Source organism: Leifsonia virtsii (assembly GCF_030433675.1).
GTDB lineage: Bacteria > Actinomycetota > Actinomycetes > Actinomycetales > Microbacteriaceae > Leifsonia > Leifsonia virtsii.
Window position 1 is genome coordinate 1,217,858 of sequence record NZ_JAROCB010000001.1, and the last position, 19,410, is coordinate 1,237,267.

20 protein-coding genes are annotated in these 19,410 nt (G+C 72.5%); 9 read left to right on the plus strand and 11 right to left on the minus strand.

The features are described 5' to 3' along the window. The first annotated feature begins 42 nt into the window (after nt 1-42). Nucleotides 43-267, plus strand: coding sequence for a DUF3107 domain-containing protein (locus P5G59_RS05895; protein ID WP_301216909.1), 225 nt, complete (start codon nt 43-45; stop codon nt 265-267). Between the two features lie 10 nt (nt 268-277). Next, a complete protein-coding gene (locus P5G59_RS05900) occupies nt 278-580 on the plus strand; it encodes a hypothetical protein (protein WP_301216910.1) in 303 nt (100 codons plus the stop codon). A gap of 90 nt (nt 581-670) precedes the next feature. On the opposite strand, the gene P5G59_RS05905 is transcribed toward P5G59_RS05900, so the two are convergent. Then, nucleotides 671-1,384 (minus strand): ferritin-like fold-containing protein, encoded by a 714-nt coding sequence (locus P5G59_RS05905; RefSeq protein ID WP_301216911.1) that lies wholly within the window; start codon nt 1,382-1,384, stop codon nt 671-673. 123 nt (nt 1,385-1,507) lie between these two features. Here P5G59_RS05905 and P5G59_RS05910 point away from each other — a divergent pair, with 123 nt between their 5' ends. Then, nucleotides 1,508-3,019 carry a DEAD/DEAH box helicase gene (locus P5G59_RS05910; RefSeq protein ID WP_301216912.1) on the plus strand — a complete coding sequence of 504 codons (1,512 nt, stop codon included), beginning with the start codon at nt 1,508-1,510 and terminating at the stop codon, nt 3,017-3,019. A 140-nt stretch (nt 3,020-3,159) separates the two neighbouring features. Here the strand turns inward: P5G59_RS05910 and P5G59_RS05915 are convergent, their stop codons facing one another. Then, on the minus strand, nt 3,160-4,290 hold the full coding sequence (locus P5G59_RS05915; protein ID WP_301216913.1) for a coiled-coil domain-containing protein: 1,131 nt from the start codon (nt 4,288-4,290) through the stop codon (nt 3,160-3,162). Nucleotides 4,291-4,413: 123 nt separating this feature from the next. After that, nucleotides 4,414-5,283: a PHP domain-containing protein gene (locus P5G59_RS05920; RefSeq protein ID WP_301216916.1), complete on the minus strand. Its 870-nt coding sequence runs from the start codon at nt 5,281-5,283 to the stop codon at nt 4,414-4,416. Between the two features lie 49 nt (nt 5,284-5,332). Between P5G59_RS05920 and P5G59_RS05925 the strand changes: the two genes are divergently transcribed. Then, a complete protein-coding gene (locus tag P5G59_RS05925; RefSeq protein WP_301216918.1) occupies nt 5,333-6,919 on the plus strand; it encodes an aminopeptidase P family protein in 1,587 nt (528 codons plus the stop codon). Nucleotides 6,920-6,981: 62 nt separating this feature from the next. Here the strand turns inward: P5G59_RS05925 and P5G59_RS05930 are convergent, their stop codons facing one another. After that, nucleotides 6,982-7,620 (minus strand): YflT domain-containing protein, encoded by a 639-nt coding sequence (locus P5G59_RS05930; RefSeq protein WP_301216920.1) that lies wholly within the window; start codon nt 7,618-7,620, stop codon nt 6,982-6,984. Nucleotides 7,621-7,699: 79 nt separating this feature from the next. Between P5G59_RS05930 and P5G59_RS05935 the strand changes: the two genes are divergently transcribed. Genes P5G59_RS05935 through P5G59_RS05945 form a run of 3 tightly spaced genes read left to right on the plus strand, consistent with a single transcriptional unit; the run spans nt 7,700 to nt 10,671 of the window. Further along, nucleotides 7,700-9,022, plus strand: coding sequence for a magnesium transporter MgtE N-terminal domain-containing protein (locus P5G59_RS05935; protein ID WP_301216922.1), 1,323 nt, complete (start codon nt 7,700-7,702; stop codon nt 9,020-9,022). Further along, nucleotides 9,009-9,530 carry a DUF1003 domain-containing protein gene (locus P5G59_RS05940; RefSeq protein WP_301216924.1) on the plus strand — a complete coding sequence of 174 codons (522 nt, stop codon included), beginning with the start codon at nt 9,009-9,011 and terminating at the stop codon, nt 9,528-9,530. The genes P5G59_RS05935 and P5G59_RS05940 overlap by 14 nt, the downstream gene beginning before the upstream one ends. Continuing rightward, nucleotides 9,523-10,671: an Mrp/NBP35 family ATP-binding protein gene (locus P5G59_RS05945; protein ID WP_301216926.1), complete on the plus strand. Its 1,149-nt coding sequence runs from the start codon at nt 9,523-9,525 to the stop codon at nt 10,669-10,671. The genes P5G59_RS05940 and P5G59_RS05945 overlap by 8 nt, the downstream gene beginning before the upstream one ends. A 147-nt stretch (nt 10,672-10,818) precedes the next feature. Here P5G59_RS05945 and P5G59_RS05950 read toward each other — a convergent pair whose 3' ends face one another. From P5G59_RS05950 to P5G59_RS05960, 3 genes are read right to left on the minus strand one after another with little or no spacing between them, the layout of a single operon-like run. Then, nucleotides 10,819-12,300 (minus strand): pyridoxal phosphate-dependent decarboxylase family protein, encoded by a 1,482-nt coding sequence (locus P5G59_RS05950; RefSeq protein WP_301216928.1) that lies wholly within the window; start codon nt 12,298-12,300, stop codon nt 10,819-10,821. Next, on the minus strand, nt 12,287-13,657 hold the full coding sequence (locus P5G59_RS05955) for an MFS transporter (protein WP_301216930.1): 1,371 nt from the start codon (nt 13,655-13,657) through the stop codon (nt 12,287-12,289). Before P5G59_RS05955 ends, P5G59_RS05950 begins: the two co-directional genes overlap by 14 nt. A gap of 46 nt (nt 13,658-13,703) precedes the next feature. Continuing rightward, nucleotides 13,704-14,066, minus strand: a complete 363-nt coding sequence (locus P5G59_RS05960; RefSeq protein ID WP_301216932.1) for a twin-arginine translocase TatA/TatE family subunit — start codon at nt 14,064-14,066, stop codon at nt 13,704-13,706. A 96-nt stretch (nt 14,067-14,162) separates the two neighbouring features. Here P5G59_RS05960 and P5G59_RS05965 point away from each other — a divergent pair, with 96 nt between their 5' ends. Beyond that, complete coding sequence (locus P5G59_RS05965) at nt 14,163-14,795, plus strand: O-methyltransferase (RefSeq protein ID WP_301216934.1); 633 nt, start codon at nt 14,163-14,165, stop codon at nt 14,793-14,795. Between the two features lie 67 nt (nt 14,796-14,862). Here the strand turns inward: P5G59_RS05965 and P5G59_RS05970 are convergent, their stop codons facing one another. The 3 genes from P5G59_RS05970 to dapE form a co-directional block, all read right to left on the minus strand. Further along, nucleotides 14,863-15,036 (minus strand): DUF3117 domain-containing protein, encoded by a 174-nt coding sequence (locus P5G59_RS05970; protein ID WP_115695182.1) that lies wholly within the window; start codon nt 15,034-15,036, stop codon nt 14,863-14,865. A gap of 68 nt (nt 15,037-15,104) precedes the next feature. Next, nucleotides 15,105-16,385 carry a hypothetical protein gene (locus P5G59_RS05975; RefSeq protein ID WP_301216937.1) on the minus strand — a complete coding sequence of 427 codons (1,281 nt, stop codon included), beginning with the start codon at nt 16,383-16,385 and terminating at the stop codon, nt 15,105-15,107. Beyond that, a complete protein-coding gene (dapE, locus tag P5G59_RS05980; protein ID WP_301216939.1) occupies nt 16,354-17,439 on the minus strand; it encodes a succinyl-diaminopimelate desuccinylase in 1,086 nt (361 codons plus the stop codon). Before dapE ends, P5G59_RS05975 begins: the two co-directional genes overlap by 32 nt. Before the next feature lie 17 nt (nt 17,440-17,456). Between dapE and dapD the strand changes: the two genes are divergently transcribed. Then, on the plus strand, nt 17,457-18,437 hold the full coding sequence (gene dapD / locus P5G59_RS05985) for a 2,3,4,5-tetrahydropyridine-2,6-dicarboxylate N-succinyltransferase (protein WP_301216941.1): 981 nt from the start codon (nt 17,457-17,459) through the stop codon (nt 18,435-18,437). Nucleotides 18,438-18,505: 68 nt separating this feature from the next. On the opposite strand, the gene P5G59_RS05990 is transcribed toward dapD, so the two are convergent. Then, nucleotides 18,506-19,410: dihydrolipoamide acetyltransferase family protein (locus P5G59_RS05990; protein WP_301216943.1), on the minus strand; the 905-nt coding region annotated here is incomplete at its 5' end.

A 19,410-nucleotide genomic window follows, 5' to 3' on the forward strand; every position in this document is an offset into this window, starting at 1 on the left:
TCTGAACTCACACCCGCCGGTCAGACTCGAAAGGCACCACAAGTGGAGATCCGCATCGGAATCGTCAACGCCCCTCGCGAGCTCAGCTTCGAGTCGTCGCAGTCCGCGGAGGAGCTCGCCGCCCAGGTCGAGGCCGGCCTCACCAGCGGCACCGGCGTCCTGAAGCTGACCGACGACAAGGGCCGTCTGTACGTCGTGCCCACCGCGGGCATCGCGTACATCGAGATCGGCACCGAGGAATCGCGCCGCATCGGCTTCGTCGGCTAGCCTCCCTCTCGTGGAACTGCTCTTCGTCGTCCTCGGCGGGGCCATCATCGGCCTGGCCGGGCGCTACCTGCTGCCCAACCGCCACACGCACGGTTCTGTGCTGATCCCGGCCATCGGCGTCGCCGCGGCCTCCATCCTGTGGGTCGCCCTCACCTGGGCCGGCCTGAAGTGGGACGGCGGCTGGATCTGGTGGATCACGCTCCTCGGCACCGCCCTCGTGGTCGCCGTGGCCGACATCGTGATCGGCCGTGTCCGCTCCACGGCCGACGACCGCATGCTGCACACGCTGGCCCGCGGAGCCGTCGTGCGCTGACCCCGTCCGCGACTGCGCCCGCTCGGTACGAATGCGGGTGCGCGCGCAGGCGCAGACGTTCCGAACCGGCGCACTCGCGCGAGCCGGTGGTCAGGCCGTCAGGCCCAGGGCGTCCATCCGGCGCGTGTGCGCGGCGATCAGCTCCGTGAAGATCGGCTCGATCCGCTCCTCGTCGGTGGCGCGGTTGCCCGACAGGTGCAGCGCGGAGCGCGCGACCAGCAGGGTGTCGCCGACCAGACGGCGGCCCCACATCGCCAGGCGCGACGCGAGCTGCGGGTCGGCGGCGATCTCGCCGCGCAGCACCTCGAGCACGCCCTCCTGACCCGACTCAGAGCCGAGCAGGTGGGCGATCCGGGGCCCGACGTCGCCGGGGAGCCCGGCGGCCAGCCGGATGAAGAAGTCGTCGAGCAGCCCGCCGGTCACAAGGGCCGACAGCAGCGTCTCGCGCCAGTCGGAGCCGACGATCAGCACGCTGAAGCCCTCGATCTCGTCGGCGAACGGCTTCATGGCCTCCGCCGGGTCGTCCCCTCGGCGGCGCAGCTCCGCCACGATGCCCTGGTGCTTCGATAGCGCGTGGCCGGCCGCGGCCGAGATGAGGCTCTTCGCCCGCAGGTCCGCCGCCTCCGCGGCGACGCGCGACAGGGTCTCGAACTGCTCGAGCTGCAGATAGGCCGCCTGACCGAGGTACGGGACGGGCTCGGGCATCACCTCGTGCAGATCCACCCGCACTGTCGCGACCGGACGCCGCGGGGTCAGTCGCGGCAGCTCGACAGCGGGCCGTCTCCGGGTGAACCAAGTTGACACGCTCAGCAGTGTATCGGGACCGTCCAGTAGGCTTGGAATGCCGTCGGCACAGGATCGACGGCCTCACGCCTGCGGAACGGACAGGGCGTGAACATTCCGACCGAATCGACAGGCAATCACCCAGTGACTTTCTCAGAACTGAACATCGACCAGGACATGGTGGACGCGCTCGCGGCCAAGGGCATCATCGAGCCGTTCCCCATCCAGGCGCAGACCATCCCGCTGGCCCTCACCGGCCAGGACATCATCGGCCAGGCCAAGACCGGAACCGGCAAGACCTTCGGCTTCGGCCTCCCGCTCATCCAGCGGCTCGGCCCGGACCCGGAGCCCGGCGTGAAGGCACTCGTCGTCGTCCCGACCCGCGAGCTCGCCATCCAGGTCTACGAAGACCTCGAGCTCGCCGCGGCCGGCCGACCGACCTCCATCGCCAGCATCTACGGCGGCAAGGCCTACGAGGGCCAGATCGCGCAGCTGAAGGCCGGCGCGCAGATCGTCGTCGGCACCCCGGGCCGTCTGCTCGACCTCGCCGGTCAGCGCCTGCTGAACCTCGGCAACGTGCAGGAGATGGTGCTCGACGAGGCCGACAAGATGCTCGACCTCGGCTTCCTCGCCGACATCGAGAAGCTGTTCGCGCAGACGCCGGCCACCCGCCACACGATGCTGTTCTCGGCGACCATGCCCGGCCCGATCGTCGCGCTCGCCCGCCGCTTCATGACGCGCCCGGTGCACATCCGCGCGTCCGACCCGGACGAGGGCCAGATCCAGGCGAACATCAAGCACCTGATCTACCGCGCGCACTCGCTCGACAAGGACGAGGTCATCTCCCGCATCCTGCAGGCCGAGGGCCGCGGCAAGACCGTGATCTTCACCCGCACCAAGCGTGCCGCCGCGAAGCTCGTGGAGGAGCTGAACGACCGGGGCTTCAACGCCGCGGCCGTGCACGGCGACCTCAACCAGGAGCAGCGCGAGCGCGCCATGGCCGCGTTCAAGGCGGGCAAGAAGGACATCCTGATCGCCACCGACGTCGCCGCCCGCGGCATCGACGTCGACGACGTGACGCACGTCATCAACCACACCATCCCGGACGACGAGAAGACGTACCTGCACCGCGCGGGCCGCACCGGCCGCGCCGGCAAGACCGGCATCGCCGTGACCTTCGTCGACTGGGAGGACCTGCACAAGTGGGCCCTCATCAACCGGGCGCTGGAGTTCGGGCAGCCGGAGCCGACCGAGACCTACTCGTCGTCGCCGCACCTCTACACCGACCTCGACATCCCGCAGGGCGTGAAGGGCCGCCTGAAGCCCACGCCCGCCGTGAAGCCGGCCGGCACCACGGGCAGCCAGTCCGCCCGCGGCGGCCGCAGCGACTCCACCGGTCCCGAGGGCGGCGAGCGCTCGGGCAGCCGCCGTCGCCGCCGCACCCGCGGCGGGTCCGGTGAGGGCGGCGCGCAGCACGCCACGACCGACGGCGTTGCGACGTCCACGACCGCCGAGGGCTCCGAGGGCGGCGAGCCGAAGGCTCCCGCCGCCGGCACGCACGACGGCGGCGGGTCGCAGCACCGCGACGGCAACAGCGCCCCGCGCCGCCGGCGTCGTCGCTCGCGCGGCGGCTCCCCCGCCACGCCGGCCAGCTGACCCGGCCCCCCGCCACAAGCTGACAGAGCCACACTCCGACAGAGCCACACCCCGACAGCTCCTGAGTCGTTCGACCGTTCCCCCCGGATCCGGTCGAAGAACTCAGGAGCTGTCGGCGTTGCGGCGGGGTCGCGTGCGGTTCAGTACCAGTGCGGGTCGCGCGCGAGCCACTTGCCGAGCGCGGTGCACGGCGAGCCGTACGCGCGGTTGATGTAGTCCAAGCCCCAGTTGATCTGGGTGTTGGCGTTCGTCATCCAGTCGGGCCCGGCGGTCGACATCTTGCTCGCCGGAAGGGACTGCGGGATCCCGTAGGCGCCGCTGGAGGTGTTGTACGCGTTCGCGCGCCATCCCGACTCGCCGTTCCACAGCCGGATGAGGCAGTCCATCTGGTCGCCGCCCCAGCCGTAAGCTCCGATCCGGCCGGCCGCGTACGCCTGGGCCGCCGCCGGGTCGACGTTCATGCCGGGCGGCGGCGCGAAGCTGTCGGCGCCTCCACCGCTGTTCGCCGCGGCCTCCGCGGCCTGCTGCGCGGCGACGCCCTCCGCATACTTCTGCTCGACCGATGCCTCGGTGTTCTTGAGGGTCGCCAGCTGCGCGTAGAGGGTGGTGGCGTGCTGCTTCTGGTCGGCGAGCTGCGCGTCGGCCGACTGCTTCGCCGCGACCGCGACGTCGTAGGCCTTCTTCGCGTCGGTGGCGAGCTGGTCGCGCACCTTCTGGGCCGTCGTGGCCTGTGCGCTGAGAGACGCTGCGAGGTTCTTCTGGGCACTCGCCTGCGCGTACAGGGAGCTCGCCCGCTCCCCCAGCCGCGACAGCGCGCCCAACTGGTACAGGAGCGAGTCCGACTTCTGCGCCGTCGGGCTGAGGAACAGCCGCACCGAGACGGTGGAGCTGCCGGAGCGGGTGAGCTGCTCGGCGAGCGCGCCGCTCTGCGACTTGAGCTCGTCGGCCTTCGCCGAGGCCTCGGTGGCGCGCGTGGCGAGGTCGTCGGCTTTCTGCGTGGCCGCCTGCAGCGCCGTCTCCGCCTGCCCGTACTCGGCGAACCGCTTCACGGCCAGGTCGCCCGCAGCGTTCGCAGCGGTCTGCAGCGCCGTCAGGATGCCGTTGATCCGGTCCACCTCGGCCTGCGCCGCCGCCGCGTTGCTCTTGGCGGCCTGCACGTCGTCCCAGGACGGATACGACGGATCGGCCTGCGCGGGGGCCAGCCCCGCCGAGAGGACCAGGGTCGCCGCCAGGGCGGCCGCGACCGCCGAGCCTCGCCAGAACCGTCTCACTCACGCACCTCGCTTCCCGATCCCCGGGCACCAGGCTACGTGCTGGTCGGCGCGGAGCCCGAAAGCGGCCAGCGCCTGTCGCGATCTCGTCCCGGGACCCGGATGCGGTGGTCCGGGAGGCGCTCAGGCGTAGAAGGGGGCCGCGCCCGTCGCCTCCGCGAGCATGGCGTCCACGACGGCCGGGTCTGTCGTGTTCTCGCCCAGCCGGTTCGGCTTGCCCGCGCCGTGGTAGTCGCTGGAGCCGGTGATGCGCAGTCCGTACCGGGTAGCGAGCTCGCGGAGCCGCGCGACGCCGTCCGGCGTGTTCTCGCGGTGGTCGAGCTCGAGCCCGAAGAGGCCGGCGTCGACCAGCCGGCGCAGCCGGTCCTCCGGGATGACGCGCGAGCGTCCGCCCGTCGCCGGGTGCGCCAGCACGGGCAGGCCGCCCGCACCGCGGATGAGCCGGACCCCGGTCAGCGGCTCGGGGGCGTAGTGTGGCTGGAAGTAGCCGCTCCGCCAGTGCAGGATGCCGGCGAATGCGGCGCTCCGGTCGGTGGCGAGCCCACGCGCGACGAGCGCGTCGGCGATGTGCGGGCGGCCCACCGTCGCCCCCTCCGTCGCCTGGGCGAGCACGTCGTCCCAGGTGATGTCGTAGTCCTCGGAGATGCGGCGCACCATGTCCTCCGCGCGCCGCATCCGGCCCTCCCGGATGCGCTTGGTCTCGGCGACCAGGGCGGCGTCCGTCGGGTCGAACAGATAGCCGAGCATGTGGACGCTGGCGAACTCGATGCGCGTCGACAGCTCCATGCCGGGGATCACGGTCACGCCGGAGCGCACCGCCTCGGCCGCGGCGTCCGCCCAGCCGGCGGTGGAGTCGTGGTCGGTCAGCGCCACCGTGCCGAGTCCCGCCGCGGCGGCCGACCGGACCAGCTCCGCCGGCGTCTCGGTGCCGTCGGAGACGCTCGAATGGGTGTGCAGGTCGACGGGACCACGGAACCGTCGCGCATCAGCCATGCAGACCATCCTAGGAGGGGCCCGGCGCGTGCGTCCGCCGGGTGGAAGAATGGACGCCATGTCCTCCCAGTCGAGCACCCCCACCACCGCGCCTGCGACGGACGCCGCCGTCGCGACGACGACCGAGACCCCGGCGCCCGCCGAGACCGACCAGGCGCCCCGCGCGACGCAGAACCGGTCCACCACTCCGGGCTCCGACGCGTTCCGGGAGTACATCGGCAGCGGGTGGGCCGAGCATCCCGAGGTCATCCCGGAGCCGCGGAGCCAGGCGCAGTACGCGGCGGCGCGGCGGGCGCGCGTGTCCGAGCTGTTCCCCGGCAAGCGCCTGATCATCCCGGCCGGGCGGCTCAAGCAGCGCTCGAACGACACCGACTTCCCGTTCCGCGCGCACTCGGCCTTCGCCCACCTGACCGGCTGGGGTTCCGACTCCGAGCCGGGCAGCGTGCTCGTGCTGGAGCCGGCCGCGAACGGCCACGAGGCCACCCTGTACTTCCGCGAGCGTGCCGGGCGCGACTCCGACGAGTTCTACGCGAACCCCGAGATCGGCGAGTTCTGGATCGGCCCCCGCCCGTCGCTGGCGCAGGTCGCCGGCGACCTCGCGCTCGCCACCCGCGGCATCGCCGACGTGCGCCAGGTGCTCGACACCGTCGACGGCGACACGGTCGTGCTGCGCGAGGCCGACCCGGCCATCACCGACGAGGTGGACGCCGCCCGGATGCTGCTGTGGGACGACACCGACGGCGACCGCGACCCGGAGGACCACTCCGAAGATGACAAGCTCGCCCGCGACCTCTCCGAGCTCCGGCTGGTGAAGGACGACTTCGAGGTGGGCGAGCTGCGCGCCGCGGTCGCCGCGACCGCCCGCGGCTTCGACGACGTGATCGCCGACCTGCCGCGCATCACGACGCACCCGCGGGGCGAGCGGCTCGTGGAGGGGGTCTTCTACGGCCGCGCCCGCGCCGACGGCAACGCGGTCGGCTACGACACGATCGCGGCGAGCGGGCCGCACGCGTGCATCCTGCACTGGACGCGCAACGACGGTCCCGTGGTGCCCGGCGACCTCATCCTGCTGGACGCCGGCGTGGAGCTCGACACGTACTACACCGCCGACATCACGCGCACCTTCCCCATCGACGGCACCTTCGGCGAGACGCAGCGCCAGGTGTACGAGGCGGTGCTGGAGGCGGCCGACGCCGCGTTCGCGATCGTGCGTCCCGGCATCCGGTTCCGCGAGATCCACGCCGCCGCCATGGCCGTGATCGCCCGCCGGACCGCCGAGTGGGGGCTGCTGCCCGTCACGGCCGAGGAGGCGCTGGAGGTCGAGAACCAGCAGCACCGCCGGTACATGGTGCACGGGACCAGCCACCACCTGGGCCTCGACGTGCACGACTGCGCCCAGGCCCGTCGCGAGCTGTACCTCGACGGAGTGCTCCAGCCGGGCATGGTGTTCACCATCGAGCCGGGCCTGTACTTCCAGCCGGACGACCTGACCGTGCCGGAGCGCTTCCGCGGCATCGGCGTGCGGATCGAGGACAACATCCTGGTGACCGAGGACGGCGCCGAGAACCTCTCCGCCGCCATCCCGCGCACCCCCGACGACGTCGAATCCTGGGTGCGCCGCCTCTCCCAGCGCTGACCGGCGAGTCGCACGTCGTGGCGGCTATTCGGGTCGAATAGCCACCATGACGTGCAACTCGGTCAGGCGGTCGGGCGGTCGTCGGCCGGCGGAGCCGGCTGGACGGGCGGCTGCGGCGCGTCCGCGGGCGGAGCCGGCGGCGGGTCGGACGGGTGCTGCGGCTGCGCGGGCGGCGTCCAGCCGGGCGCGGGCGCGGCGGCCGCGGGCTCCTGCGCGCCTCCACCGGCGAGCAGGTTGCGCGCGCGGTTGCCGAGGTCGGAGTCGACCAGCACCGAGTAGCTGGTCGCGATCACCTGCTGCACCGACGTGAAGTCGCGGCGGCGGCGGTTCACCGCGTAGGTGACGATGCCCCACAGCATGCCGAAGCCGGCGCCGATGAGCAGCGCGGCGAGCACGAAGGCGAGGCTCACGGTCGGCGAGAAGATGATGAGCAGCAGTCCGAAGAAGATGCCGAGCCAGGCTCCGGAGGCCGCACCGGCCAGGGCGACGCGGCCCCAGGTCAGCTTGCCCGTCACACGCTCGACGCTCTTCAGGTCGCTCCCGACGATCGAGACCTTGTCGACGGGGAAGTCAGCGCGTGCGAGCACGTCGACCGCCTCCTGCGCCTGCGGGTAGCTCTCGAAGGTGGCGACCACCTCGCCCCGCGGCAGGGTCGGATAGAGGAGACGGTTGCGTCCATTCAGCTGCCCAGGAGTGCTCATCCACCCATTGTTCCATTCCAGGCTCGCGCGTGGCATGGGAATCAGCTGCCGTTCACCGGCGAGGGCTTAGGTTTGTCTCGTGACTTCGACCAGAGTTTTCGTCGCCCGCCTCGCCGGGACGACCGTGTTCGACCCCGTGGGTGACCGGGTCGGCAAGGTCAGAGACGTGCTCGTGGTGTACCGCAAGAGCGATCCGCCGCGGGTCGTCGGACTGATCGTCGAGATCCCGGGCAAGCGCAGGGTGTTCCTCTCGATCGGCCGGGTGACCAGCATCTCCAGCGGCCAGATCATCACCAGCGGGATCATCAACATGCGCCGCTTCGAGCAGCGCGGCGGCGAGGTGCGTGTGATCGCCGAGCTGCTCGGCCGCAAGGTCGTCTTCGCCGACGGCAGCGGAGAGGCCACGATCGAGGACGTCGCGATCGAGGAGACCGGCACAGGCGACTGGGCGGTCAGCCAGCTGTTCGTCCGCAAGCCCAAGACCGGCGCCTCCCCGTTCGCCAAGGGGGCGACGACGTTCGTCGCCTGGAACGAGGTGCGCGAGAAGCAGAAGCGCGGCGAGGCGCAGTCCGCCGAGCAGCTGATCGCCACGTACTCGGAGCTGAAGCCGGCCGACCTCGCCAACACCCTGCTCGATCTGCCGCAGGAGCGCATGCTGGAGGTCGCGGAGGAGCTCCCCGACGACCGCCTCGCCGACGTGCTGGAGGAGATGCCGGAGAGCGAGCAGGTGCAGATCCTCGCGAAGCTCGACGACGACCGCGCCGCCGACGTGCTCGATCAGATGCAGCCGGACGACGCCGCCGACCTCATCGCCCAGCTCTCCGACGAGCGCGGCGAGCACCTGCTGGAGCTGATGGAGCCGGAGGAGGCGGAGGACGTCCGCATGCTCCTCAGCTACAACCCGGACACCGCGGGCGGTCTGATGACGACCGAGCCGATCATCGTCTCGGCCGACGCGACGGTCGCGGAGGGCCTCGCCCTGATCCGCCGGCACGAGCTCGCGCCCGCGCTCGGCGCCGCCGTCTGCGTGACGCTCCCGCCGTACGAGCCGCCGACCGGCCGCTTCCTCGGCATGGTGCACTTCCAGCGGATGCTGCGCTACCCGCCGCACGTGCGCCTCGGCACCCTGCTCGACCCGGGGCTCGAGCCGGTGACGGCCGACACCTCCGCTGCCGAGGTGTCCCGCATCCTGGCCTCGTACAACCTCGTCTCCGTCCCCGTGGTGGACGACAAGCACCGTCTCGTCGGGGTGGTGACCATCGACGACATCCTCGACTACCTGCTCCCCGACGACTGGCGAAGTCAAGACGAGGACGACCCCGTGAAACACACGGCGCCGTCCGACGAGACCGGCAGCATCCGCGTTGTGAACGGAAGGAGGGGCGGAAGTGGCACGAGGTAGGCAGGACACGGGGCTCGACGCCCCGAAGGGACTCCGCACGCCGGTTCTCCGGCGCGACAACGTGGAGTCCAGCGACCGGTTCGGGCGGTTCACCGAGTGGATCGCGCGCGCCATGGGCACCCCGTGGTTCGTGCTCGGGCTGACGATCTTCGTGGTCGCCTGGATGGGCTGGAACACTCTGGCGCCCGACTCGTGGCGCTTCGACTCGGCCGCGCTCGGCTTCATCGCGCTGACGCTGGTGCTGTCGCTGCAGGCGTCGTACGCGGCCCCGCTCATCCTGCTCGCGCAGAACCGGCAGGACGACCGCGACCGCGTGCAGATCGAGCAGGACCGGCAGCGCGCCGAGCGCAACCTGGCCGACACCGAGTACCTGGCGCGCGAGGTCGTGGCCCTGCGGCTGGCGGTCAAGGACATGGCGACGAAGGATTTCATCCGCGCCGAGCTGAGGTCGCTGCTCGAGGACCTCGAGAGGAGCGACGCGGGCGAGGGCGAGCAGGCCCGTGCCTGAGACCGCTCTGGCCGGAGCGGTGCGGAGCGCGCTGGCGTCCGTCCTCGACCCCGAGATCCGCAAGCCGATCACCGAGCTCGACATGGTCGGCGACGTGGCGGTGGATGAGGACGGCCGCGCGAGCGTCGCGATCAAGCTGACCATCGTCGGCTGCCCCGCGGCGGACGCGATCGAGCGGGATGTGCGCACGGCGACCGCCGCGGTGCCGGGGGTGTCCGGGGTCGCGGTCGACGTCACGGTGATGACGCCGGCCGAGCGCCGCGCCCTCACCGAGACGCTGCGGGCCGGGCGGCCGGCGCGGGGGCAGCAGTTCGGGCCCGACTCGCTCACCCGCGTCTACGCGGTGACGAGCGGCAAGGGCGGTGTCGGCAAGTCGACGCTCACGGCGAACCTCGCGGTGGCGCTGGCGGAGCGCGGGCTGCGAGTCGGGATCGTGGACGCCGACGTGCACGGGTTCTCGATCCCCGGCATCCTCGGCCTAACCGACGCCGACGGGGTCGCGCCCCGGCCGACGCGGGTGGACGACATGATCCTGCCGCCCGTCGCCTACGGCGTGAAGGTGGTCTCGATCGGGATGTTCGTCGACTCGGCTTCCGCCGCCGTCGCGTGGCGCGGGCCGATGCTGCACCGCACCATCCAGCAGTTCCTGTCGGACGTGTTCTTCGGCGACCTGGACGTGCTCCTGCTGGATCTGCCGCCCGGCACCGGGGACGTGGCGATCTCCGTCGGGCAGCTGCTGCCGGGGGCCGAGGTGCTCGTCGTGACGACACCGCAGCCTGCCGCCGCCGACGTGGCGGAGCGAAGCGGCGTGGTGGCGCGGCAGACCGGGCAGAAGGTCATCGGCGTGATCGAGAACATGGCGGGGCTGGTGCAGCCCGACGGCAGCGTGCTCGATTTGTTCGGCTCGGGCGGCGGCGCCGAGGTGGCGCGGCGGCTGTCGGCAGGCCAGGACGAAGAGGTACCGCTGCTCGCCAGCGTGCCGCTCAGCATCCCGCTGCGGGCCGGCGGCGACGCGGGGGCCCCGATCGTGGTGACCGACCCGGCCGACCCTGCCGCCGCCGCGATCCGGGCCGTCGCCGAGCGTCTCTCCATCCGCCCGCGCGGCCTCACGGGCCGCAAGCTGGGCCTCTCCCTCCGTTGAGTTGCACGTCGTGGGGGGGAGTACGGCGGGATAGCCCCCCCCCCCGGGCAAACCATAAAGCGGGGGGGGGGAACGCGCGGGGGCGGGGGTGGGGGTAGCGTGGGGGCGCTTTTGGCGGGGCACTCCCCCCCACGACGTGCAACTCGATCAGGCGGGGGGCTCTACGGCTCGGGCGAGGAGTTCGGTGAGGAGGCGGGTGGCGAGGGGGCGAGGGAGGGCTTCCACGAGGGCGAGCAGCGGGGCCTGGTCGTCGGGGAGGCCGGGCGTCGCGCCGCCGACGAGGCCGATCGAGCCCAGGAGGTGCGCCGCCGTCGCGGAGTCGAGCTCGCCGAGGTCGGCGAGGCCCGCAGGCAGCGCAGCGAGCACCGCGGCCGCGTCCACGGGAGGAACGCCGCGCGCCTCGTCCGCCGCGCCGCGCAGAGCCGCCTCCAGCTCGTCGATCCGCCGCTCGGTCACCGGGGTGATCGTGAGGTGCGTCGTGTGCGGGAGGTGCGTCCCATCGGCCTGCGTCAGGCCGGGCTGCAACTGGAGCACCCAGCCTCGGCGCCGCGCGCGGTCCGCCCAATGGTGCGGGTCCACGCGCCGCGACGCCGGCACGGCGTCGTCGGTCACGACGGCCAGCAGCGGACCGGTCGGGTCGCCCAGCACGCGCAGGCCCTCGATGTCGGCCACGATGTCCTGCAGCCCGCGGGTGGCGCGACGGCACGACTCGGCGAGCTCCGCGAAGCCGCGGGCGCCCAGGGCCTGGATGATCGCCCACGAGGCCGCGAGGGCTCCCGCCGGCTTCGACCCGAGCAGTGTGGGGTTGACGACCGGGTAGCCCGGCCATCCGGTCGTCGCGAAGTACTGCCGGCGCTGCCGGTCGCGTCCCCGCTGGAGCAGCACGCTGGCGCCCTTCGGCGCGTAGCCGTACTTGTGCAGGTCCGCCGAGACGCTGGTCACGCCCGGGACGCGGAAGTCCCACAGCGGGAGCGCCGAGCCGTCGGCGGCCCGCCAGAACGGCAGGATCCACCCGCCGATGCAGGCGTCGACGTGACAGGCCGTCCCTGCCGCCTCGCACGCCGCCGCGACCGCCTCCACCGGGTCGAGGGTCGCAAACGGGTACGACGGGGCCGAGACGACGACGAGCGCGACGTCCGGGCCGATGCGCCCCGTGAGCGCGGCGGCGTCCAGCGCACCGGTCTCCGGGTCGACCGGGACGAGGTCCAGGGTCAGCCCGAACAGCGCGGCCGCCTTGTGAAACGCCGCGTGCACAGTCACCGGCGCGAGCAGACGCGGCACGCCGGAGCCTCCGGCCGCCCGCCACACGTCACGCGCGGTCTTGACCGCGAGCAGGCACGACTCCGTCCCGCCGGAGGTGACCGAGCCGACCACGTCGTCGTCGCCGTGCAGCAGCTCCCGGGCGAAGCCGACCACCTCTCGCTCCATCACCGCGACGGAGGTGAACGTCGTCGGGTCGAGCCCGTTCACCGGCTGCACCAGGCGCATCGCCTCGGCAGCCAGCTCATCGAGCTCGGGCATGCCGGAGTCGTACACGTAGCTGAGCACGCGGCCGCCGTGCGTCGGCGCGTCCGCCGCACGCAGCGCCGACAGCCGGGCGAGGATCGCCCGCTGGTCAAACGATGCCATCGATGTCCCCCTTCCGCAGCCGGTACCGCGCCAGTGGCACCAGGCTGAGAGCGATGACCGCGGCCGGGATGAGGCTGAAGCTGAGCACGATGCCCGCGACCGCGCTCCCCGGCTGGGCGGCGCCCGCCGACTCGGCCGCTGTCCGCGACACGTAGCCGCTGACCGCCAGCACCAGGCTGAGCACGGTCGCGCCGAGCGCCATGCCGGTGGTCTCCCCCGCCGTCCACATCCCGCCGAACGTCCCGGCCCTGCCCTTGCCGTTGCGCCGGGCGTCGTGCGAGATGACGTCGGGCAGCATGGCCATCGGGAGCGACTGCATCCCGGCGTACGCGGCGCCCGCCACGGCCACCGGTGCGTACACCCACGCGCCCGGCGCCCACAGCAGCCCGATCATCGACAGCGCGGCGACGGCGAACAGGATGCTGGCGGCGACGAACCCGCGCTCCTTGCCGACCCGGCGCGCCACGACGCCCCACACCGGTGTGACGACGAGCGCGGGGGCGATCAGAGCCACGAACAAGAACGTCACCGCGTCCTCCGAGTGCAGCACCCAGGTGGCCACGTAGTTGGCGCCGGCGAGCATCATCCCGGTGGCGAGCCCCTGCAGCAGGAAGGTCAGCAGCAGCGCCCGGAACGGCTGGCTGTCGCGCAGCACCCGCACCCCGGCGGCGTAGTTCGACCGCAGTGTCGCGGCGACGCTCTCCTTCGGCGGCGGCACGGCGGCGGGAAGGCCGCGCGGCGCGACGAAGGCGGAGGCCAGCATCCCGGCGCCGATCACGACGCCCGCGACGAGCGCCATCAGCAGGTAGCCGGCGAACGAGTTGCCGCCGCCCAGCGACCGGAGCGCCGGGCCGCCCGCGCCGAACAGCAGGATCGCGAACGTCAGCACCACCACCCGCCAGGTCAGCAGCCGCGTGCGCTGGTCGTACCCGGAGGCGAGCTCGGCGGGCAGCGCGATGTACGGCACCTGGAAAAGGCTGAACGCGGTCGCCGTCAGCACGAACGCCAGCAGCACCCACAGCGCGGCCGCGACCGCGGGAGTGCCCGGCGGGACGGCGAAGGTGAGGAGGAAGAACACCGGAAGCGCGGCGCCGCCCAGCAGCATCATCGGCCGGCGCGACCCGCGCACGGCGAGCATCCGGTCGCTCCGGGCGCCGATCACCGGGTCGATGATGACGTCCCACACCTTGGCGACCGTCACGACGACGCCCGCCACGAGGGCTGCGACGCCGAGCGAGTCGGTCAGGTAGTAGACGAGCACGAGGCCGGGCAGGGTCGCGAACCCGCCCGTGCCGAGCGACCCGACGGCGTAGCGGGCGACGGTCGCCCTGCTGAGCGACTGCTCCGTTGCGATCATGTCCGCAGCGTAGTGGATGCGTGCCCGCCCGGGCCGCCGCGCCGCGTCAGGTGGACTCGGTGTCGTACGGCGGCAGTGCGCCGGCGGCCAACGGCATCCTGCGCTGCGCGTACGCGGACTGCGTCACCGGCTTGATCGCGCCCGGCGCCTCCGGCTGGTCCTCCAGCAGCGCCTCGCGGATGATCCGGCGCGGGTCGTACTGCCGCGGGTCGAGCTTCTTCCAGTCGACCTCGTCGAACTCGGGGCCCATCTCGTCGCGCATGCGGTCTTTCGCGCCGTTCGCGAAGTTGCGCAGCGAGCGCACGAACGTGCCCAGTTTCGCCGCGTAGGCGGGGAGGCGCTCCGGGCCGATGACGAACGCCGCGATCACCGCCACGATCAGCAGCTTGTCGAAGGTCAGCCCGAACACGTTTCCAGGGTATCGCGGCGGTGCCTGCACGGATGCCGAGCGAGCCGACCGTATCCTCGGAGTTGGCCGGGGAAACGGCCGGACGACGGGAGCGCTGTGTCAGACAAGGACTCGAACTGGAGGTTCGCCGACGACGTCGTGGTCGAGAGCGAGGTCATCGTCCGCGCGCGGCAGCAGTCGCTGGAGCTGGGCATCGAGCCCATCTCGCCGGCGACGGGCGCCCAGGCGGCGGTCGTCGTCGCGGCGACCCGGGCGGAGAACGTGGTCGAGATCGGCACGGGCGTCGGCGTCTCCGGCCTGTGGCTCCTGACCGGCGGCACCGAGGCGCAGCTGACCTCCATCGACGTGGAGGTGGAGAACCAGCAGCACGCGCGCGCCTTCTTCACCGAGGCCGGCATCCCGGCGAACCGTGTGCGGCTCATCCCGGGCCGGGCCCTCGAGGTGCTCCCCCGGATGAACGAGAACTCCTACGACATCGTCTTCGTCGACGCCGACCCGCAGTCGGTCATCGAGTACGTCGAGCACGGGCTGCGCCTGGTCCGCCCGGGCGGCACCGTGCTCGTGGCCCGCGCCCTCTGGCGCGGTCGCGTCGCCGACCCCGCCGCGCGCGACGAGGTCGCGACCGGCTTCCGCACGCTCATCACCGAGACCTCCGCGTCGGGCGCCGTGATCAGCGCCCTGTCGCCGGTCGGCGAGGGGCTGCTGCAGATCACGAAGCTGGCGCCCTGAGGCGTGTCGCCGCAGACATGAGAAGGGCCCCGATCCGCGGATCGGGGCCCTTCTCGCTACGGCTTGGTCAGGCGGAGGCGACGACGCTCGCGAGGGCGTCGTGGAGTTCTTTGGCCTCCGCGTCGTTGACGGACACCACGAGACGTCCCCCACCCTCGAGCGGCACACGCACGATGATGAGCCGTCCCTCCTTCACAGCCTCCATCGGCCCGTCCCCGGTCCTCGGCTTCATGGCCGCCATGCAGCTCCCCTTTCGTGGATGTCCTCCTATTATCCGACATCCTTGCGGACCTGCGGAAATCGTAGGGGTCACGGAGGTGACCAGTCGTATCCGTCGATCGACCAGCAGATCGCCACCCATCCCGCCTGCAGCGCGACGAACAGCACGACCATCGCCACCCGGTAGACGCGGCTCCGCGGCAGCGCCAGCGCACCGAGCAGCGGGAACAGCGGCATGAGCAGGCGGAACGTGCTCGACTGCGGGAAGAACACGGCGAACAGGTAGAGCGAGTACGCCGCGATCCAGAACCGCAGGTCGACGCCCAGCCGTCGCACGGCGGGCGAGAACAGCAGCACGGCGTAGAGGGCGACGATGACGACGAGCGCGATCACGCCGATCCAGCCGGGGACGCCGAGCATGACGCTGCTCCACCAGTCGGCGCCCTGGAACCACGGCGCGAACGGCACCAGGTGCGTGTAGCCGATGTACGGCGCGCGCCAGGCGAGCTCGGTGTCGGTGTATGCCGTCCAGGAGCCGGTCGCGACCGCTGCGATGGCCGGCCAGGCCAGGCCCGCCAGACCGCTGAAGACCGTCAGCGCGACGCTGAGCACCCGCTCGCGCACCGGGAACGGGTCGGACCGCCGCCGCACCCAGCGGTAGACGACGTGCAGGCCCAGCGCCAGCGCGAAGGCCAGCCCGCTCGGCCGGGTGAAGGCCATGGCGAGCACGACGGGGAACAGCCAGCCGTACCGCCGCTCCACCAGGAGCAGCAGGGCGGTCACCAGCAGCAGCAGGTACAGCGACTCCGCATACGCGACCTGGAAGAGCGGCGACACCGGAGCGACGCAGAATAGCACGACCGCGAACAGGCTCGTGGACGCGTCCAGCCCGACCCGGCGCAGCAGCCGGTGGAAGACGAGGGCCGCCCCCGCTCCGGCCAGCACGGACACCAGCACGGCGGCGTACGGCCAGGACAGCCGGGTGACGAACATGACCGCGTCGACCACGCCGGGGTAGCCCGGCATGAACGCCCAGGCGTTCTCGCTGACGTGCACGCCGTCGTTCATCGGCAGGGTCGCCGGATAGCCGAAGCCCGCGACGATCTCGTACCAGCGGCCGTCCCAGATGTTGGCGAACGTGAAGTAGTCGGGCGACGCCGACGTCCACGCGTTCTTCCCCTCGCCCGCCGCGAAGGCGAGCATGATCACCGTGGTGACCGCGCGGGCGGCGACGTAGACGGCGAGCACGCGCACCCACCACAGCGTCCACCAGGGGCCGCGGCCGGTGTCCGCCGGGACCGCGGTGTCGTTCAGCGCCGTCGGCTCGGCGGGCGTCGGCTCAGCGGGCGCCGGCGCCGGTGAGCCACGCACGCAGTCCCTCCTCCACCGCCACGATCTGCTCCACGTCGACGCGCTCGTCGTCGGCGTGCGCCTTGAGCGGATCGCCCGGACCGTAGTTGACGGCGGGGATGCCCATCGCACTGAAGCGGGCCACGTCCGTCCAGCCGTACTTGGGCTTCGCCACGCCTCCGACGGCCGCGACGAACTCCTGCGCGAGGGGCGCGTCGAGGCCCGGCCGGGCCCCGTCGGCGCGGTCGACGACCGTGATCTCGTAGTCGCCGAACAGCTCGTGCATGTGCTCGATGGCCTCCTGCGAGCTGCGCGAGGGCGCGAACCGGTAGTTGATGTGCACCATGCACTCGTCCGGGATGATGTTGCCCGCCACTCCCCCGGAGATTCCGACCGCGTTCAGGCCCTCCTTGTAGACGAGTCCGTCGACCTCGACCTCGCGCGCCTGGTACGACGCCAGGATGTCGAGGATCGGCGCGGCCTTGTGGATGGCGTTGTCTCCCACCCAGCCGCGGGCGGAGTGCGCCCGCAGGCCGTAGGTGCGCACCTCGACGCGCAGGTTGCCGTTGCAGCCGCCCTCGACGACGCCGTTGCTCGGCTCGCCGAGGATGCCGAAGTCGCCGACGAACAGCTCGGGACGGTTGCGCGCCAGCCGGCCGAGGCCGTTGAGCTCGGCGTTGACCTCCTCGTGGTCGTACCACATCCACGTCACGTCGACGGAGGGGTCGGTCAGCTCGGCGGCGAGCTTCAGCTGCACCGCGACGCCGGCCTTCATATCCACCGTTCCGCGGCCCCAGAGGTAGCGGATGCCGTCGTGCTCCTCGAAGCGGGTCGGCAGGTTGTCGTTGAGCGGGACGGTGTCGATGTGACCGGCGATCAGCGCGCGGCGCTCCCGTCCGAGGTTCGTGCGGGCGACCAGCGTGTCCCCGTCGCGGATCAGCTCGAGGTGCGGAAGGCCGGAGAGCGCGGCCTCCATCGCGTCCGCGAGGCCCCCCTCGTTGCCGGAGACGGACTCGATGTCGCACAACTGACGCGTGAGGTCGATGGAGGAGGCGGTGAGGTCGAGGTTCTGCACCCTACTAACCTAGGGGCATGCCTTCCGACGCGCCTGAAAGTTCTCCCGCGCCCCGCGCAGCCTGGGGCTACGGCCTCGCGACGGTGGCCTCCGACGGCACCGTGCTCGACACCTGGTTCCCGGAGCCGCGGCTCGGCACGCTCCCCGTGGGCCGCGACCGCTGGATCGCCCCCGCCGAGCTGGAGGAGCTGGCCGGCGAGGACGCCCGCCGCGCCGTCCGCATCGACATCGTCACGGTGGAGATCGACCTGGACGCGCCGCCCTCCTCCACCCCCGACGCCTACCTGCGGCTGCACCTGCTCTCGCACCTGCTGGTGCGCCCCAACGGCCAGAATCTGGACGGCATCTTCGCCCACCTGCCGAACGTCGCCTGGACCAACGCCGGACCGGTGCACCCGGCCGACCTCGCGCGCCTGCGGCCACGGCTGCAGCGGGCGGGCATCCAGGTCTCAGGCGTGGACAAGTTCCCGCGCCTGCTCGACTACGTCACGCCCGAGCGCGTGCGCATCGCCGACGCGTCGCGCGTGCGGCTGGGCGCCCACCTCGCGCCGGGCACGACGGTCATGCACGAGGGCTTCGTGAACTACAACGCCGGGACGCTCGGCTCGTCCATGGTCGAAGGCCGCATCTCGCAGGGCGTCGTGGTGGGCGACGGGTCCGACATCGGCGGCGGCGCCTCCATCATGGGCACGCTCTCGGGCGGCGGCACGCACCGCGTGTCGATCGGCGAGCGGGCGCTGCTCGGCGCGAACTCCGGCATCGGCATCTCGATCGGCGACGACTCCGTGGTCGAGGCCGGACTCTACGTGACCGCGGGGACGAAGGTCGTGCTGGTCGGCGAGGCGCCGACCGCCGACGGGCGCCCGCGGACCGTCAAGGCCGCCGACCTCTCCGGCATGCCCGGCCTGCTCTTCCGCCGCAACTCGCTCACCGGCGCCGTCGAGGTCCTCCGCCGCGCCGGCGCGGGCGTGGAGCTCAACGCGGCCCTGCACGCCTAGCGCGCATCCGTGGGGCGCAACACGCCGTTTTCGCGCGGGCGTGACGGCGTGTTGCGTCCCATGGATCGTCAGACCATGGCGAGGACGGACCCGGGGTCGCGCAGGATGCGGCCGATGTCGGCGAGGAAACGGCTGGCCTGCTCGCCGTCGACGATCCGGTGGTCGAACGACAGCGCGAGGGTGAGCACGTCGCGCAGCGCGATGCCGCCCTCGTGCTCCCACGGCTGGCGGCGCACAGCCCCCACGGCGAGGATGGCGGCCTCGCCGGGCGTCAGGATCGGCGTCCCGGCGTCCACGCCGAACACGCCGACGTTCGTGATCGTGATCGTGCCGCCGGAGAGGTCGGCCGGCGCCGTGCGTGCGGCCCGGGCGGTCTCGGCGAGGCCGCGGATCGCGGCCGCGAGCTCCCCCAGCGACCGGGCGTCGGCGTCCCGAATCACGGGCACCAGCAGTCCGCGCGGCGTCGCCGCAGCGATCCCGAGGTGCACGTACTCGGCCTGCACGATCTCCTGTGCGGCGTCGTCCCACCGGGAGTTGACCTCGGGCGTTCGACGGACGGCCAGCAGCAGCGCCTTCGCGACGATCGCGAGCAGCCCGGGCTTCGCGTCGGCGAACTCGGGGCTCGCCTTGAGCCGGGCGGCGAGCTCCATCGTGGCGGTCACGTCCACCGTGAGGAAGACGGTCGCCTGCGGCGCGCCGAACGCGCTGCGGACCATCGCCTCGGCCGTCGCCTTCCGGACGCCGCGGACCGGGATGCGCGTCTCGCGCGTCCCTGCGGCCCGCTGCGGCGTGGGCTCCGGCTCGGTGCGGCCGCCGCCGGCGTACGACTGCACGTCGCCGCGCGTGATCAGCCCGCGCTCGCCGGTGCCGACGACGGACGCCAGGTCGACGCCGAGCTCCCGGGCGAACTTGCGCACGGGCGGCGTCGCGCGCGGGCGCTCGGCCAGCGCGGTCGCGGCGGCGGCCTCCTTGC